Below are 17,410 nucleotides of genomic sequence, written 5' to 3' on the forward strand. Positions count from 1 at the left end.
ATACATACTGATTAGTATTCTATAATATTTTCTTAAAAAATAATTTACCAATTATCATTATATGTTTAGGTATTTTCCCTTATTATAAAAAACCTGAAATTCAAAGATACTGATAGGTATGTTAAGCGTTGAAAATTAGAACTAGGAGCAATAACTTAAATGAGCGGCCCTTTACACGGAGTGCGAGTGCTGGATCTCACCACGGCCCTTTCCGGCCCGGTATGTACCTGTATCCTTGGGGACATGGGAGCAGATGTTATTAAGGTCGAAAGTCCATATGGAGATAGCATCCGAGACCTTGGGCCGGCTCGCCATAGCGGCATGGGTTCCATGTTTTTGCACACCAACAGAAGCAAACGGAGTGTCGCGCTGGATCTGAAAAGCCCCGAAGGGAAAGAGGCCTTTTTACGCGCATTAAAGAAAACTGATGTATTTGTGTGCAACATCCGTCCGAGAGCCATGACTAAATTGGGCTTATCTTACGAACAAGTCGTCACCCGGAACCCCGATTTGATTTATCTGAACATTGTCGGATACAGCAGCGAAGGACCGTATAACGAGAAGCCTGCGTACGATGACCTGATACAAGCTGCTGCCGGTATCGCGTCGCTCAAAGCCGAGAATGATCCGGCCCGCTACGCGCCCATTGCCCTCGCCGATCGCGTGACGGGAATCCTGGCCGCCAATGCCGTTCTGGGCGCCCTTTATCACCGCTCAACGACGGGTAAGGGGCAACACATAGAAGTACCGATGTTCGAATCTATTGTTTCGCTGGTTCTTTCGGATCATATGCAAGGCATGACCTTCGAGCCTCCGATCGGGACGCCCATTTTTCATCGCTACGCATCTATCCGCCGACCCTTTCGAACCACAGACGGCTATATGTGTATGATGGTTTTGACTGACCGACAATGGCAAAAATTTTTTGAAACTGCAGGGCGACCGGAAATCATGCAGGACAGTCGATTCAGTTCGTTAGCCAACAGAAGTATCCATATCGATGAGCTATACGCCATTGTTTCCGAGATTTTTTCAACTAACTCGACCTTACATTGGATCCAGCTTCTCGAGGCAGCTGACATTCCGGTGGCCAAAATCGAAACGATGGAATCGCTGTTCACGCATCCCCATCTCATGAAAAGCGGTTTTTTCAAAACGATAGAACATCCCTCTGAAGGGACAATTCGTAGCCTGGGAGTATCCAGCAAATGGTCCGCAACGCAGCCGGAGCCGACACGGCCCGCCCCGCGCCTGGGAGAACATACCGACGAAGTATTAAGTGAATTAGGGTTTTCAGAAGAAAGAATTCAAGCGATGTTCGCCAGCAACGCAGCGATAGGAGAAAGAAAGTGAAAGCAGTTGTATGCCGACAGTACGGAGGAGCGGAAGCCGCAAATCTTGAAGAAGTAGAACGGCCTGATATCCAGCCGGGATCAATGCGTATAAGCGTTCAGGCTTGCAGCGCCAGTTTCGCCAGCTTGCTCGTTATGGAAGGGAAGCATCAGAACAAAGCACCGTTACCCTTAATACCTGGTACAGAGGTTGCGGGTATTATTACCGAGGTCGGGGAAAACGTTACGCAATTTAGTATAGGAGATCGTGTTATTGCCGGTGTGAAGAACGGGGGCTATGCGCAGGAGGTGATTGCGCCGGAACAAACCGTATTCCGTCTTCCGGAAAATATCCCATTTGATATCGGCGCCCACTTCCCTACAATTTACGGCACGGCTTATGGCGCGTTGAAATGGAGAGCGAACCTTGCCGAAGGCGAAGTGGCGCTCATACACGGAGCGGCAGGAGGCAGCGGAATAGCCGCCGTCGAAGTAGCCCGGGCACTAGGGGCAATTGTCATTGCCACAGCAGGATCAGAGGCTAAAGCGAATATGGTCAAGGAGCATGGCGCCCACCATGTCTTTAACTATCGTAAATCGAACTGGAAAGAAGAAGTCATACGCCTGACAGACGGTCGGGGTGCCGATGTCATCTATGATCCGGTCGGTGGTGCAATGTTCGACAATTCGTTGCGCTGCATTGCCCCAGAAGGAAGAATCATTCCCATGGGATTTGCCAGCGGTGACATACCGCAAATCCCTGCAAACATCGTGTTAGTAAAAAATATCAGCATTTTGGGCGTTTACTGGGGTTACTACTTTGGATGGGGCCATCATCCTGTCGGCCCTAATAATGATTCCAGACTGCGAGCTGCGTACGCTCAGCTATTTGAATGGGCCAGCGAAGGAAAGTTGACTCCGCATACGCATGCGATTCTGCCACTGTCCGAATTTAAAACTGCTTTACAAATGATCGCCAGCCGAGAAGTCATTGGCCGGATCATTATGAAGCCATATCAATAACTAAATAGTCCGAACCACAACAAGGAGATACCATGTTACAACGTCTAAGCGTCGGCTTATTGCTGACAATCAGCGCAGTCTGCACAGCGTCCCAAGCAAACGCAACGTATCCAGAACGACCTATTGTACTCATTTCCCCTTACCAGGCCGGCGGCACGACTGAAACCTTCGCGCGACTGATCACCGATGACGTGGCCCAAATTCTGGGGCAGCCGATAGTGATAGAACCAAAGCCTGGCGCTGCCGGCACCATCGGGGCGCGCACAGTTGCAACAAGCAAACCGGATGGCTATACCTTATTAGCCAACACGTCTCAGCAAGTCATGTATGACGGTATGTACAATCATCTGCCTTTCAATGCTGTCGACGACTTCCGTCCCATCGGAGTTCTGGGATCGGCGCCCATCATCGTTGTTACAGGCAAGGATTCTCCTTTCAAAACCTTTAAAGATGTATTGGAAACGGGAAAAAACAAGAATGTCACTTTTGCTTCTGGCGCGCAAGGATCACTGCCGCATTTGACAGGTGAACGCGTTGCTTTGCAAGAAAAGCTGAATATGACACATGTCCCGTTCAGTGGAACAGCCCCCGCACTTACCAATGTCATTGGCGGGCATGTTGACTTGCTTTACTCCACGGCGGCAAGTGTTATGCCGCAAATTCGGGCAGGTACGCTTCGCGCACTGGCTGTTTCTACCAAGGAACGCATGGCTGAACTACCTGATGTTCCCACCATCGCGGAAAATGGACTCAAGGAATTTGATGTAACCGCTTGGTACGGTGTCTGGGCGCCCAAGAATACACCTTCGGAAATTATAGAGGAGATTAATGCAGCGATGCGCAAGGCTTCTTCGACAGAGGCCGCGCACAAACGAATGAAAGCGCTGAGCGTAAGCCCCAGCGACATGACTGCGAAGGAGTTCGAGGTGTTTGCCGAAAATGAACGCCGCACCTGGCTGGACGTCATGAAGAAAGCCAATATGCAACCGGTGAACTGACATGGGCCAATATAAGGATATCCAAGTCAATATTGAGCGCCGGATCGGGCTGATCACCATTCACCGGCCAGACCGTATGAACGCTCTGGCAAAATCCACTTTTTCGGAATTAGTCGATGCCTCCCTCATGCTGGACGCCGACCCTGATGTCAGAGTCGTTATATTCACAGGGAGCGGGGAGCGCGCATTCTCCGCCGGTGTTGATCTGAAGGAATTGAATGACGACGGAAGAATGGTCCACCCGATGGGTGGACCATCACGTAACCTGAATGAAATCGTGCTGGAAATGACCAAACCCACAATAGCGGCGATAAATGGCGTTGCAGCAGGCGGAGGGTGTGAGCTCGCATTAGCGTGCGATATCCGAATTGCCAGTTCGAATGCCAGAATCGGACTACCTGAAGCGAAAGTCGGAATGGGTGCAAATTTCGGTAGCGCGGTGCTTCCTCGACTCATCCTTCGGGGAGCGGCATTGGAGATGTTATTCACCGGCGAGCTTCTGTGCGCCCAGGATGCTTATAGAGTCGGTCTAATCAATCATGTTATCGAGCCAGGCGAAATCCTGGAGTACGCTCACGAGTTGGCTATCAGGATTGCCGACAATGCACCGCTTTCCACTCAACGCATGAAAGCCGTTGCGACAAAAGGAATAGACTTGCCGATCGCTGCCGCTTTGCGGCTATCGGTCGGACCGGATCTTTACAACAGTGAAGATCGCACAGAAGGTGCACGCGCTTTCATTGAAAAACGTAAACCGCACTTTATTGGACGGTAAATTAATAGGTTCGCAGGTGTAGATGTTGCATTTTGTCAAAGCCGCTCGGAGAGAAAACACAAATTTTTGTCTGCCAACGAAGCGCTTCGTGGCGACATTGTCGGTGGTGTTCCCCTTGCGTGACAAAATCCGGGTTAGACTGCACACGCCTATTGGCCATCCAAATCCAGACCGCTCGTCCTCGCCGCCATCACTCATGCTGTCCGAAGTCGATAAGTCGTGTCCCGGCATTGCTTACCCAGACAAAATAAACCACAAGCACCAAATTTTCTACATACCTCTAAACGCGCAATGACGCAATCGAATCGTGACCGGTATGATGCAGAGTGAAAAAAGCCTTTAAAATCAAGCACACGATTTTCACTAATTGTGAGACTCGACATTAAGTGAGAATATTTTTTATTGAACGAGGACGGATTTTCCGTCCCCGTTTTTTCTTAAGTGGATTGGTTAATGTTAATGCAAGCGTCGTATTTTTGAAGAACGAGGCGTGATCCGCGCGAGATGAATTAGGGTGGATCGCTATATATCAGTCGATAACTCTACAACCGAAACCTCAAAATAAGTGCGAATGGAATTATCTAAATGAATCGTTTTTCAGGATAATGACGAGTATTGACTTTCATAGTTAGCCCATGAGGCGAACAAACGCCCGACCTGGTAATTGTTGATATGAATATTTATATCTTTACCTGTAAACGAAAGGCACTCAGTTATGGGGTACCCCATCTCAATCAGATCACCTAGCCGCGTTATAAGCAACGTTTTGAGTTCTTCCGATTTTGCGAAAGCGATTTCTTCAGGAACGTATATGAGTCTTAGATCACTGAGAAATTCTAACTTTCCATGCGCTTGTAGCCCATAAAATAAACCTGTGGATCGTTCGCGAATGCTCTTTAGATCGTCTTTCGTGGGGAGAATTAAGCCATTATGTTTAGTGATAGGGTAGTAGCAGTCCAACTTTTTAACACTAAACAAGTAAATCTCGGAGTCTAAAAGAGCTGCGCCCTTTGCCCAGTTCACTTTTTCTAGAACATGTTCGCACAACAATAAAAAAAAAGTTTCTCCGCAAGTTTTCTGTTTCTGGAATTTGTATACCTATTTTCAACAGCGCGTGGTACAGCTGTTTTGCAATATTAATCTTATTGAAACCTCTTTCTGCTTTTGCCAATTCCAAAATTACCACAAGAGTAGAAACGGAATCCAGCGTGGTGAACCTCACTAACGTGGCAATAAGTGGATCGTTAAATAGATCAGCCCTCGATAAAAGCCAATCTTTCTTGAGTCCATCCAAATGCAGCTGATTGAGTTGCGACAGAAAAAGGTTTGCGGTCACTCGATCATAAATTGGACTCTTTAAAATTTTCCAAACCGGATGGGTAATTAATCTATTTGAGCCGTTGACAGCTTCTTGCACTACTAAAGGACTATATGCAGGATAGGGACTTTGCGTAAATGCGAGTTGTCCCAAAATTCTTCGCACGCGAAAAAGAATTTCACTCCATGAGTAAATTCATTTAAAAATACTAATGGTAAAATTTGAATCCTTATGTAATTATTCCAAATTGTTCTCTTCTACCCAAACTGATATGTGTTCGATCTTAAAAGGAAATTCATGCGGCTCGCTTTTTTTTCAGTCACCAATTATCGAAGCATTATTGGCACGCACAGGATACCTATAGGTGACATAGCAGTACTTCTAGGGAAAAACAACGAAGGAAAATCGAATATACTAAGGGCGCTTGCCGTTTCGATGAAGATGTTAACCGATCACGGGACAAAACATAGACCAAGTCGTTTTGCACGCCCACTCGAACGCGACAGGTTTGTATGGCGACGCGATTTTCCTATTTCACTGCAAGATCGGAGAAGTGGACTGGAATCAAAATTTAGACTTGAGTTTGCACTTGATGAGGATGAAGTAAACGAATTTCGGAATGCCATCAAAAGTAACCTCAATGGCACTCTTCCGATCGAAATCAAGATTGGAAAAACCAACGAGCACGCCATTCATGTTCCTAAGAAAGGACCAGGAGGAAATACCCTGTCCTCGAAATCAGCAAGAATCGCCCAGTATATCGCTGAAAAAATTGAGTTTAATTACATACCGGCAGTGAGAACGGAGGAGCATGCGGAAGAGGTGGTGCAGGAAATGCTTGCTGACGAGCTAGCAAAGCTTGAAACCGCGCCTAGTTATATTGCTGCCTTGCAAGCTATTGCCGATCTGCAAGAACCAATTCTTGAACGGATCGGCAATTCTATCAAGGAATCATTAAGCGAATTTTTGCCAAGCATTAGCAAAGTTTATGTACAAGTCCCTCCTGCCGCCCGACGTAGTGCGTTACGAAGTCAGTGTCGTGTGGAGATTGACGATGGCACGCGAACTTTACTTGAGTTTAAGGGCGACGGTGTAAAAAGCCTCGCTGTACTTGGACTCCTAAGAGCGAAGCGCAGATCGATGGGTGCGGCCTCCATCATCGCAATTGAAGAGCCAGAATCGCATTTACACCCTGGTGCAATTCATAGCCTCAGAGAAGCTATCCTAAATCTGGTGCCGGAAAACCAAGTGGTGTTGACTAGTCATTGCCCATTATTCGCTGATCGTGATCAGATCGCGCGCAATATCCTCGTAGATACGAATAGTGCGAAACCTGCTAAAACAATCGCCAGTATCCGCGAATTGCTCGGCATTAGAGCATCTGATAATCTCGTGAATGCGAGTCATGTATTAGTAGTGGAGGGCAATGAAGACGTGATAGCGCTAAGAGCGCTATTGCCGACATTGAGCGACGCGATTGGAGCCGCTTTGAAGCAAAATTTTCTAGTAATTGAAGGTTTAGCCGGTGCTGGAAACCTCTCTTACAAACTTAATATGTTAAGCAATGCTTTGTGTTCAGCACATGTATTGCTAGATCATGATGCAGCTGGACGATTGGGTTATGAAAAGGCCGAAAGTGATGGCCTTTTGAAAATTGCCGACCTTACCTTAGTCATGTGTAGAGGCATGCAAAACTCAGAACTTGAAGACTGCTTTAATGTTGATGCGTATGCTGATGACGTTATGACGAGGTTTGGTGTCGATTTAAGGTCAACATCTTTTCGCGGGAATGAAAAATGGTCTACCCGGGCGAAAACTTGTTTCGATAAAGCAGCTAAACCTTGGGGTGACCGTGTTAAAGCACAGTTAAAGGATACTGTCGCCCGCGCGGTAGCTAAGACACCTTCTACAGCGTTAAATGCGCATAAACGCGCTTCAATTGACGCACTAGTCAGCTCGTTAGAAAGAAAACTAGCTTTGAGCTCCTCATCAAAGTAGGATGCGCCGAATAAACGCGGTGTCATAGACCTCGATATTTTAGGGCAGGGAGCAGCACGCATTTCAGATGAAACTCTGTTTTCGAACGAGGTTCTCAAAAGCCCGCAGGGGCTGACCGAGTTGGGCGTTCACACGTCTCTGACTTTACCATATAAAGCTCTGAGTGAGTTCATTGATCTCACATAGGCTCAGGTAACCCTTTTATTCGTTTATCTGCATCCGATTGTGTATTAACTATTCCATCTGGATAAAATATGAAGACACACCGTTTTAGTGCGATGAATAATTTCGATTTTATTTAATCGAAATGGATGGTCATCAAAACACATAATCTCCAAAAAACTGCCGGTTGATGGATCGATAAGCATAGATAATTTTGACTGATCCACAATCCGTTCGGGCATTTTTATACCCTCTGAAAATCCCTTTACTTGAATTTTCCATAGCCGCTCACGTTGAGGTCGGTTTTCTCTATCTTCGGCAAATATTTCAAGATACTCGCGACGGGATCGCCATCCATAATTATCGTAATTACGTTTGAATTCATCATCGCTATCCTCGTAATGCATGATTATTCCCGTGGTTATGTTCGTTCAAGGATTGTGGATATTTGACGTTGTTCGTAATTCATGTTATCTAGGGACCCTTTCATGCCAACTCCTCTATTTCAGATTCCTCTTCTTCGTCTATAACTTCTCCAGTAGCAATTAACCTGTCGCTCATATAAATATTGTCTCGTAGACGTTGAAGCAAAACCTCTCTGCGTTTTTCACAGAACAGTTTGAAATCGGAAAACGAAAGGATGTCCTCATCATCTAACAACAAATCTACTGGTTTAACGCCAAGATCTTTCTTGGACATCCATGCGATCAGAGATAAGTTTTGCTTTGCACGATTTTGAGACGCGTTTAGTAGATGCAGGTTAGCGAGTGAGTTCCAGTTGGAAGGATTTTGATAGTATTTCAATAGCTCAGGCTCATCCTTCAAAAAAGTTTCTTCGGCAAGTGCCGATTTGGTAAATGCACTTCGTGGATGTAGATGATCTATATCCAGTTGCAGGTTTTCATTAACTTCTGGAAATAGCAAACTCAAAACAGAGCGGCAGCGTGGATCACCGTATTGAAGCTCTAGTAGTCCTTTCAGATAAGCCTCATCGAAACGAAGGTCCTTATTCGTACCTGTAAATGCGTCAATTATTGAGTTGAGTGGGAATAATCCCTCGTTTAGATGTGACGAAAGGATCTTTTGCATTCTCGATAAAATACCATCAGATTGCCCACCAAATACCCCGCGCAACAGCACCATATGTAACCACTTTGACAGTGCTAGGCGCTCGTCACGCAGAATGTTGATATTATTGATTGCCTGATATAGTGGTTTGCCACGGAATGACTGTTTGTATAGGTAGAATGCCAATGGGATTACAGCGTTCTTGGCTCTAAGGGACTGATCATTCATTCCAAAATTTTTTAACAGCTTGAAGGTGGCAACTATACAGTCCCTGATGTTTCCCCATTGCTGCTGGATCGCATAGACTTGATCGGAGTCGAAGTTCTTTACTCGAAACTTCACATCGGCACCGGCCAACATCAAGCAGGTTTTAAGAACCCAATCTCTACCAATTGAGAACTGCATCTCAGAGCTTTGTCGAACCTCTGTGACAAGTTCATCAATATCTTTACGGGCATCACCTTTCCAGTTAGCAATGGCAATCGACATTAACAGATCAGAAAATGCAAGAGGAGTGCCGCCACTATTGGTTCTAATGAAAACATCGAGGACGTGGTCAATGTCTTGACTTTGTTCGTTGTAGTAGTGGATTACTTCTTCATGCCTAACTAGATAGTAAAGTCGGGTTAGTGCCTTACGTGCAAAGCTATTGGAATCTAGGCCACATAGCTTAAGATAGGGCAGAACTACATCGAATGGGATCTCGTCTACTGACTCTACTTCTGGTAGGGTTAGTACCTTGCCGACTTCGAACCAGTGTGCCTTTGAGTCATTATTGTAAGTCTCTTCCTGCTGTTTTGTTAGGAATCGAAATTGATATTGCGTCATCGATTCGTTGTCTTCTCCGTCCACTCCGCTTGCCAGGTTGAGATAGAGTTTGCGAGGCGGAAGAGCTTGATCATTGCGTGTATTTGGCCACCAGACGCGGGGCTGCTTGTAGGCGTAGGTACCTTTCAATCCAATATAAATTGATGTCAGGCGTTGTTGTCCGTCAATGACCGCTTTGAAATCTTTGAATTCCCCCTTAGTTGGAACATAATCGTTGGACTCCTTAAAGCGTTGACAAAAATCCGTCAAAAAACTGTAAAACCGATATTTATTTTTGATTTCAGAACTGATGACATCCCACATCATGAAAGTATTGATTGGGTAATCCCGCATTAGAGAGTCAAATAAAATGCAGATTTGCTGAGTAGTCCAGACAAAATTTCGCTGAATGGCTGGTAATAAAAAAGTACGATCATCGATATTACGAATAGCTTGGCGAATCGTGATCGCCTTTTCGAAACTGCCTGCCATTTCTATCTTCCTTGTATTTTCAATCTTGTTATTTATATGAGCGACAAACTAAATATCAGGCAGTTGAGTTTGGTCATCGTCCGAATTACCCACGATACTCTCATACTCTCACTAGACAATATATTGCTAAGTGCTAGGATCAACCCTTTAATTTTGAGAAAATCGGCCCCTGTCTAAATAATGTTATAGAATATGTATTATGTTAGATAATATATATATTACCGTTAAATAACTATTAAATCCGTTTATTTGTAACTAAATCGCTACAGATTGAAAGTGTCGGCATACCGTTTTCAGTTCGACAGGACAGGGATCGATTTATATGTGTGTACATATCGTATCGAAAGATACGTTGTTGACCAATTGAATTTTGACAAATTAAGTGTGGACGTAAATCCGCAAGACAAGTAAATCACTACAGTGATGGATACCTAACTGGCTAAAGTCAAAGTAATAATATAGAGAATAAGTGAATGGATGATTCAGAACATCACGAAGGAAACTCCGAAATATTGTTGGATGTTGTAGTTAGTATGGCTATTGAGTCGTGGCGCTTTGGACGAGTGTTTGATCGTCTGCTGTTAAAACTCGACATCGAAAAACAGAATAGATACAGAAGTCAATTTCGGTGGTTCATAAAGAAAGTTGAAGAAGCACTGGCACAAGCAGAGCTGAGAATTGTCAATGTTGAGGGATCTCGCTTTGACCCGGGCTTGGCTGCGACTCCATTAAATATCGATGAGTTCGGTACGACAGATATTTTGGCGGTGGATCAAATGCTTGAACCAATCATTATGGGGAAAGATGGGCTGGTTAGATCCGGGACAGTCACGCTGAGGAAAGTTGAGCTATGAAATATTTTGTTGGTATTGATTTGGGTACGACGAATAGTGCGATTTGTTCGTACGATGGTTCTGAAGCTCGAATTTGGAAAAGCCCTGAACAAAATGACGTGACTCCATCGGCAATATATATTGATAGGCGGGGTAATAAGTACGTGGGTAAACGGGCTTATGATTTTGCTCCACACAGTCCAGATAATTCTGCAACTTTGTTTAAACGTCTAATGGGGACGAGTACACCGATCCAATTTTCTGCGATAAAACAGAGCAAAACCCCTGAGGAATGTTCCGCGGAGGTATTAAAAGTACTCTTCGGATACCTACCGGAAGAAATTCGGAACGACCCAGACACCGGCACAGTGATTACAGTACCAGCGGCTTTTAATCAAATGCAGAAAGATGCCACTATGCAAGCTGCTAGTATGGCAGGCCTTGGAAAGGTTGCGCTCATGCAGGAGCCGGTTGCCGCGGTCATGAGCGTGATGCATGCTCGAAATAGCGATGGAATATTTCTGATTTATGATCTGGGCGGAGGTACTTTGGACGTAGCAATTGCCGAAAATATTGGCGGTCGCGTCAACCTTCTTTCCCACGGTGGCATCGCCATGTGCGGTGGTCGAGATTTTGACCGAGTTCTACTTGATAGCGTTGTTCGGCCGTGGCTACATGAGCAATTTGACCTTCCTGAGGATTTTTCCGTAAATCCCACCTTCAAATCGCTCATCCGATTGGCTACTTGGGCTACAGAGCGCGCAAAGATCGAATTGTCTGCAAGAGAGAGTACAGTCATTAGCCTCTCAGAAACTGAAGCGCGGGTGCGTGATCTTAACGGTACCGAAATCTATATCGATATTCCTTTACAACGCGACATATACGACCGGTTAATTAGTGAGCGTGTCGACGAATCTATCGTGGCTACGCGAAAGGCTATCGATAGTGCTGGACTATCTTCACACGATGTGGAACGTATTGTATTTGTTGGTGGCCCGACCAATTACAAGCCCTTACGCGACAAGATTGCCTTTGAACTAGGAATTCTAGGAAGCATAGATGTAAATCCAATGACCGCGGTCGCACAGGGAGCAAGTCTTTTCGCGGAGTCTATTGATTGGAGCACGCAGAGCCGATCAAGAAAAGGTAGTCGCGGGCAGATTTCATTGGGTAGCAAGTTGGCATTGTCTTTTAATTACATTGCCCGTACATCAGACGAAAATGCTTCGATTGCTGTTCAGTTAACCAATACCGTCGAGCAAGGTTTGGAGTTCCAGATCGACAGTATCGATACTGGTTGGACTTCAGGCCGTCTAACTCTTAAATCCGGAGTAACCACTAAGGTATTCTTGACGAAAGCTGGAGAAAATACATTTAAGGTCTCGGTCTATGATTCCATAGGTCGGCCTATTTCCTTAGAGCAGGACCAAATTGTCATCACTCGCACTGCCGCAACGGTAGAGGCTATCCCCGCTTCCCACTCAATCGGCGTAGAGGTCTTGAGTAAGCTCGGAGGCCGTCCTGTAATTGAATATTTGGTTCGTGCTGGTGATTCATTACCCAAGAAAGGAAAGTTAGTTTTCAAGGCGGCTGAATCACTTAAAGCCAGGGATGCAGGTTCGCTTAACTTGAAAATTTGGGAGGGTGACATAAGAGACCCGATAAGTGATAATCGCGCCATCGGCGTCTTAAAGATATCTGGCTCCGATTTTGATGACGGAGTGATCCCCGCTGGTGCCGACTTGATCTGTGACTTTGAATTACTCGATTCCGGAAATCTCGTTCTTGAAGTATCGGTACCCTGTATTGGTAGTACTTTCCATTCCGAGAAGAACTTTTATTCTACTGATGATACTCGACTCGACTACTCGACAGCAGCTGCTCTAGTGATAGATGAAGGTAAAAGAACGCTAACTCGTATTGGAGAAATAAACGCAGCGATAGACAGCCCGAAACTACACGAAGCACGTCAGAAACTCGAATCAGTCGTGTCGCTCGACCCAGAAGAAACGGAAACCGAAAAATCTCAGGAAGCAATGGAGAAAATTCTAGCGGCGCGAATACTGTTGGACGAAGTCAGAATGGAGCATTTATCGGAGATTCAACAAATTGATCTCAATGGAATAGTTGTCTTATTCGATGAGCACGTTCGCCAGCATGCCCAACAATCTGAGGAAGCGACCTTTGATAGCCAAGTGAGGCTCGTACAGAAGTCCATCGGGGAAAAGAACGATGACTTTGAACGCCAACTAGATCGGCTTAAAAAAATGAGTTTTGAAATTCTATGGAGACAAGATTGGTTTGTGGTCGCGCGCTTCAAGTGGTTGATTAGTGCGCCTCATCGCTTTTCTAATCAACAGCGCTTCAACGAATTAGTGCAGATGGGCATGAAGTTCGTCCGTGAAGACGATATAAAGTGCCTACGAGAGGTTCTTGCGCAGCTATCTACTATACAAATCGGTGGGGGAGCTGAGCAAGCGATGACCGATGTAACCAATATTATTACGGGGTAAGTTGTGGCAAAGGACTTTTGGCTGCCTAGGGGACATGGACTTCCGGATGGTTCAAAAATTCGGTCTCTACTCTACTTCGGAGAAGAATGGCAGATCCTTGACACAACTGGTCCGAGCAATATATTAATTGCGCGGCAGGAACTTGTACAAAACTGGAATGAAATTGGGCTCTTGGCTGAATCGGTCTTTGTTAAAGTCTCAACAGACTGCGGGCTCTTGTATTGTTTAAGTAGCCCAAAGAAATACGTCCTTGCGCCGGTAGTAAACGGGAAATCGCCTGAAAATAAGCTTGAGGTGTTAGCCTTTGCGCTTGCGATTAAAGAGTCACGAAAATTTTCGGATAGTATTTCTTTTCATAACGCTGTTTATGTTGAGCAGTATTCAAGATTACTTCCAACATCTACTCTGATTCCGCATGTCATTGATGAAGTGGTTTTGGGCACATGGATGTCTGGAGGAGTGGCCATATCAACTGCATCCTTCCGACGTTTAGCTGCTCTTACTGGATGGATGCACGCCAGCGAATTGGCAGATATTCTAAATACTGTCGGATTTTATGTGCCTACAGAGGTGAGGTTATTTACTAAGCCTCAGCATACTTCTAAAGTAAAAATCGAAACAAAACCTAATATTTCTCTGGGCTCCGATGAGTCCAGCCTACTAACACAATCCTCTGATACATCGGACAATACGAAAGTATTTAAACTTCCAGGCAGACCTCTGCTCGAGTGTTTCTTTAACGAACATGTGATCGACATAATATTCAATGTAGATAAGTATCAGGCGATGGGTATTGAGTTTCCATCAGCGGTCGTCCTGCATGGACCACCGGGGTGTGGAAAAACTTTCGCAGTAGAGCGACTAGTTGAACATATCGATTGGCCGTGTTATCCCATCACTTCGAATAGCGTTGGCAGCCCATATGTTCATGCAACAAGCAAGAAAATTTCAGAAATTTTTGACAAAGCAATAGATACCGCTCCATCTGTCATTGTTATCGATGAAATGGAGTCTTTTCTATCGGATAGAAACGCGGGAATTTCATCAGGCCTACATCACGTCGAAGAGGTAGCCGAATTTCTTCGTCGAATCCCAGAGGCAATCAACAGTAACGTATTGATTATTGCCATGACGAATCTAATTGATATGATTGACCCTGCCATTTTGCGGCGTGGCCGTTTCGATCACATCATTGAAGTTGGAATGCCTTCTCGAGAAGAAGTGGAGTCGCTGATAGAGTCACTTTTGAGCAAACTGCCCGTCACCGATGAACTTAATATAGCTAGAATGCTGGATGTTCTAGCCGGTAAAGCTCTCTCTGACGTAACTTTTGTCATACGCGAGGCTGCGCGGTTGGCTGCCAAGAACGGGAAGACGCAACTTGATCAGGAATGCATCGATGCTGCTGTAAATGGTCTTCCTAATTCTCAAGATAAAAAAGGTAAGTCGATAGGATTCATCTGGAGCGATTAGTAGAAAATATCATGGACCTCTTACAAAATCCATTTCATATTCTCAATGCCAGCCCTTGGGACCATCGTCGTCGAATTATGGAGCTGGCGGATGAACAAAGTCTTTTAGTTGACTCAGACGTGGGCATACAGGCTCAGTCCGAATTAACGGCACCACGGAAAAGGCTTTCGGCAGAAGTCGCTTGGTTACTAGGCATCGACTCAGAGCGCACACGAGATTTATTGTCACGCCTTGATTCCTCTCCAAGAGAACTGCTCGCGGTTGAAAATTTGCCGTCGATTACGCGAACTAATCTCCTTGTTGCCGCTCTATTTCGCTTACCTTTTCTGAGTACCACAGAAGTAGAGAACTGGATCATCGAAATATCTCGGGAGTTTGAAAATATTAAATCAGAAGATCTAAGACTACTTATCAATGAGGCTAGGGTTGTTTCTGGCTTTCCTGCCGTACTGGACGCGGCAGTCATTGACGCAGAAATTCAGGAGCGACGAAAATATTATCGAAAAATTTTCAAGTCCTCGCTAGATAATCTGTTCCCAAAAGACTTGGTTGGAGCAGTTACTACTGTAGTCGTGAAGGCAACTAAGAATGGGCAAGTACCGAGCCCAATTCTTATAGCTGAACTTACTGACTTCTATGAGGTAGAAGCTCAAGGGTTTCTCACAAAAGAAGAGGAAAATATAACAGTTCTTGTCGAGAAATTGCGGAGGGCTGTTGATGCACAAAAACCTGATTCGGTACTTACTATCATAGTGAAAAAACTTGTCCAAGTTATGAAAAATTGGGACATGGTGGCTCAGCCAATACAAGTTAGCGCAAAGAGTCGAGGAATCGAACATAGGCAAAGTCTAGATCTAGCTTTTCTGGTACGCGATCTTGCGATTCATCTGTTTAATAAACACAACAAACTGGATCTCTCACGTGAACTTGTGAAAATGTTACAGGACGTGTTTGCAGAGATTGATACTGTTATACAGCGTGTTTCGGAGGATGCAGATGTTCTTGATAACATTGGAAAACCGCGGAACCATTTGTTTCGCAAATAAAAAAATAATTGTCAATGGTAAACAAAGATAATAATCGCGGCTTTTCTGGACTTACAGATTTAGTGTCAGATATTGGCGACATTGATGCGTCCATACAAGCTAGTCAGAGATCGGCGACCGCCAATACTGCTAAAACTAGTTCTTCAAAGGGAGGCACTGACAACTCAGAACGAGGTGGTGGTTGGAGCGGCATATGGGTCGCTGTAATAACCGGTCTTGTTATATTAGTCTGGATTATCAGTAATGAAAAAAATAATGGACGACAGCCTGCTCTCCCCAAGTCAGAGGCTTCCATGTACAACACTCGACAGAATAATCCCACTCCGACAGCTAAATCCACAGTTATTGCGTCACTCGATGATTTGCAGTTTACAAAGCCTGGTGCTGGTAACAGCAATGTGTTGTCCGTTATAGAAATTCGGTGGTGCCTTCGTGAAAATATACGTCTTGGAGCAATGAGATCTATTTTTTATTCAACCAACGGTGTCGATAATTTCAACCGTATTGTCAGCGATTACAACAGCCGATGCGGGAATTATCGATACTATCAGGATCATTACTCCAGGGCAATCGATGACATTGCCTCCTATCGGAATCAGATTATTTCAGAGGCTATTGCTGAAGCTAGAGCGTTTGAGATGTCGACCGGACAGTTAAATACATCCGCGTCAAGCCATGAGGATGAGGTCAAGCAATTTAAACCGATTCCATCTGGAGGCGCTTATCCTGAAAATAGAGAAATTATAAGAATAGCCGTAAGTAAATATGCGAGTGGCGGTAACCGCGCTGTGTCAGAATGTATGAGTCGCAAGATTGAAATCTATAATCGTCGATACTACAAAAGAAATCCAAATTCGATAGGCAAGGATATTTCGGCAACGATAGATGCGGCAACTAAAGGTACTGTTCGTACTTGTAATAATGAGCTAAATGCAGTTTTTAACGGGCCTAGCTTCGATTGTAATAAAGCTTCTAATAGTACTGAGTATATGATTTGTCGCACCCCGCTTTTAAGTTCTCTTGATGTTTCGTTCAGTAATGCCGTAGCTGCAGCGAAAGCTATGGCAATCGGAGATGAAAAAACGAGAATAGTGAATCAACTGCGAGGTTGGATTAAGGAACGTAATGCTTGCGGAGATAGTTTGGCGTGTTTGAAATCAAGTTATGTAAAGGGATTAGAATTTATTGAAAATTTCTGAATTAATTCATTGGAATAAGTAGGATAGATTTTGAAAAACTAGGAATTGTATTCATGCCGCGTAACTCTATCCGAGCGGTTAGTGCATCAGGCGAAGGTGTAGGACTACTCGACTAAGCTGCAGCATCGGAAATCGTGACTTTAGTTATATTGGCTCTTTAGATTGATTCCTACAGTATAAATTAGACAAAAGCATTGACTATATAAATATTGTTTTAATTCAATTGGTTATGTGGGTTTTTCTTATTCTGGAAAATATTTTCATTAATTGTGAGAAAAAATCCAGAAATTTTCACTTATTGTGAGATACGACAGGTGTTGTCGGTTCTCATAATTAGTGAGAATAATCTGTAGAAGTACAGATTTGCAAACGGG

Annotated in this window: 13 protein-coding genes; 10 read left to right on the plus strand and 3 right to left on the minus strand. The window is 44.7% G+C overall.

Annotated elements, in window-relative coordinates:
• Positions 1-159: 159 nt before the first annotated feature.
• Genes EV681_RS00160 through EV681_RS00175 form a run of 4 tightly spaced genes read left to right on the plus strand, consistent with a single transcriptional unit; the run spans position 160 to position 4,127 of the window.
• Positions 160-1,353: a CaiB/BaiF CoA transferase family protein gene (locus EV681_RS00160; protein ID WP_130302987.1), complete on the plus strand. Its 1,194-nt coding sequence runs from the start codon at positions 160-162 to the stop codon at positions 1,351-1,353.
• A complete protein-coding gene (locus EV681_RS00165) occupies positions 1,350-2,354 on the plus strand; it encodes an NADPH:quinone oxidoreductase family protein (RefSeq protein ID WP_130302988.1) in 1,005 nt (334 codons plus the stop codon). Before EV681_RS00160 ends, EV681_RS00165 begins: the two co-directional genes overlap by 4 nt.
• Before the next feature lie 32 nt (positions 2,355-2,386).
• Entirely contained in the window at positions 2,387-3,352 is a 966-nt protein-coding gene (locus EV681_RS00170; RefSeq protein WP_130302989.1) for a Bug family tripartite tricarboxylate transporter substrate binding protein, read from the plus strand.
• Position 3,353: 1 nt separating this feature from the next.
• The gene (locus tag EV681_RS00175; protein ID WP_130302990.1) at positions 3,354-4,127 is read left to right on the plus strand and encodes an enoyl-CoA hydratase/isomerase family protein; all 774 of its coding nucleotides are present in this window, start codon (positions 3,354-3,356) and stop codon (positions 4,125-4,127) included.
• A 970-nt stretch (positions 4,128-5,097) separates the two neighbouring features.
• Here the strand turns inward: EV681_RS00175 and EV681_RS00180 are convergent.
• Positions 5,098-5,598 carry a hypothetical protein gene (locus tag EV681_RS00180; protein WP_130302991.1) on the minus strand — a complete coding sequence of 167 codons (501 nt, stop codon included), beginning with the start codon at positions 5,596-5,598 and terminating at the stop codon, positions 5,098-5,100.
• A 144-nt stretch (positions 5,599-5,742) separates the two neighbouring features.
• Between EV681_RS00180 and EV681_RS00185 the strand changes: the two genes are divergently transcribed.
• On the plus strand, positions 5,743-7,443 hold the full coding sequence (locus EV681_RS00185) for an ATP-dependent nuclease (protein ID WP_130302992.1): 1,701 nt from the start codon (positions 5,743-5,745) through the stop codon (positions 7,441-7,443).
• A 230-nt stretch (positions 7,444-7,673) separates the two neighbouring features.
• Here the strand turns inward: EV681_RS00185 and EV681_RS00190 are convergent, their stop codons facing one another.
• Positions 7,674-8,012: a hypothetical protein gene (locus tag EV681_RS00190; RefSeq protein ID WP_130302993.1), complete on the minus strand. Its 339-nt coding sequence runs from the start codon at positions 8,010-8,012 to the stop codon at positions 7,674-7,676.
• Between the two features lie 79 nt (positions 8,013-8,091).
• Complete coding sequence (locus EV681_RS00195) at positions 8,092-9,972, minus strand: DUF262 domain-containing protein (RefSeq protein ID WP_130302994.1); 1,881 nt, start codon at positions 9,970-9,972, stop codon at positions 8,092-8,094.
• Positions 9,973-10,445: 473 nt separating this feature from the next.
• On the opposite strand from EV681_RS00195, the gene EV681_RS00200 reads away from it, so the two are divergent.
• From EV681_RS00200 to EV681_RS00220, 5 genes are read left to right on the plus strand one after another with little or no spacing between them, the layout of a single operon-like run.
• Complete coding sequence (locus EV681_RS00200; RefSeq protein ID WP_130302995.1) at positions 10,446-10,826, plus strand: hypothetical protein; 381 nt, start codon at positions 10,446-10,448, stop codon at positions 10,824-10,826.
• Positions 10,823-13,318, plus strand: a complete 2,496-nt coding sequence (locus tag EV681_RS00205) for an Hsp70 family protein (RefSeq protein ID WP_130302996.1) — start codon at positions 10,823-10,825, stop codon at positions 13,316-13,318. Before EV681_RS00200 ends, EV681_RS00205 begins: the two co-directional genes overlap by 4 nt.
• A 3-nt stretch (positions 13,319-13,321) precedes the next feature.
• Entirely contained in the window at positions 13,322-14,791 is a 1,470-nt protein-coding gene (locus EV681_RS00210; protein ID WP_130302997.1) for an ATP-binding protein, read from the plus strand.
• Positions 14,792-14,802: 11 nt separating this feature from the next.
• Positions 14,803-15,837: a hypothetical protein gene (locus EV681_RS00215; protein ID WP_130302998.1), complete on the plus strand. Its 1,035-nt coding sequence runs from the start codon at positions 14,803-14,805 to the stop codon at positions 15,835-15,837.
• A 14-nt stretch (positions 15,838-15,851) separates the two neighbouring features.
• The gene (locus EV681_RS00220) at positions 15,852-17,036 is read left to right on the plus strand and encodes a lysozyme inhibitor LprI family protein (protein ID WP_130302999.1); all 1,185 of its coding nucleotides are present in this window, start codon (positions 15,852-15,854) and stop codon (positions 17,034-17,036) included.
• Positions 17,037-17,410 lie beyond the last annotated feature (374 nt).

Origin of the sequence: Advenella incenata (assembly GCF_004217095.1) — a bacterium.
Lineage (GTDB): Bacteria > Pseudomonadota > Gammaproteobacteria > Burkholderiales > Burkholderiaceae_B > Advenella > Advenella incenata.

Excerpts from the sequence above, each read along its gene's own strand:
- EV681_RS00160 (WP_130302987.1), top strand. The coding sequence starts at position 160 with ATGAGCGGCCCTTTACACGGAGTGCGAGTGCTGGATCTCACCACGGCC.
- EV681_RS00170 (WP_130302989.1), top strand. The coding sequence starts at position 2,387 with ATGTTACAACGTCTAAGCGTCGGCTTATTGCTGACAATCAGCGCAGTC.
- EV681_RS00175 (WP_130302990.1), top strand. The coding sequence starts at position 3,354 with ATGGGCCAATATAAGGATATCCAAGTCAATATTGAGCGCCGGATCGGG.
- EV681_RS00185 (WP_130302992.1), top strand. The coding sequence starts at position 5,743 with ATGCGGCTCGCTTTTTTTTCAGTCACCAATTATCGAAGCATTATTGGC.
- EV681_RS00190 (WP_130302993.1), bottom strand. The coding sequence starts at position 8,012 with ATGCATTACGAGGATAGCGATGATGAATTCAAACGTAATTACGATAAT.
- EV681_RS00195 (WP_130302994.1), bottom strand. The coding sequence starts at position 9,972 with ATGGCAGGCAGTTTCGAAAAGGCGATCACGATTCGCCAAGCTATTCGT.
- EV681_RS00200 (WP_130302995.1), top strand. The coding sequence starts at position 10,446 with ATGGATGATTCAGAACATCACGAAGGAAACTCCGAAATATTGTTGGAT.
- EV681_RS00205 (WP_130302996.1), top strand. The coding sequence starts at position 10,823 with ATGAAATATTTTGTTGGTATTGATTTGGGTACGACGAATAGTGCGATT.
- EV681_RS00215 (WP_130302998.1), top strand. The coding sequence starts at position 14,803 with ATGGACCTCTTACAAAATCCATTTCATATTCTCAATGCCAGCCCTTGG.
- EV681_RS00220 (WP_130302999.1), top strand. The coding sequence starts at position 15,852 with ATGGTAAACAAAGATAATAATCGCGGCTTTTCTGGACTTACAGATTTA.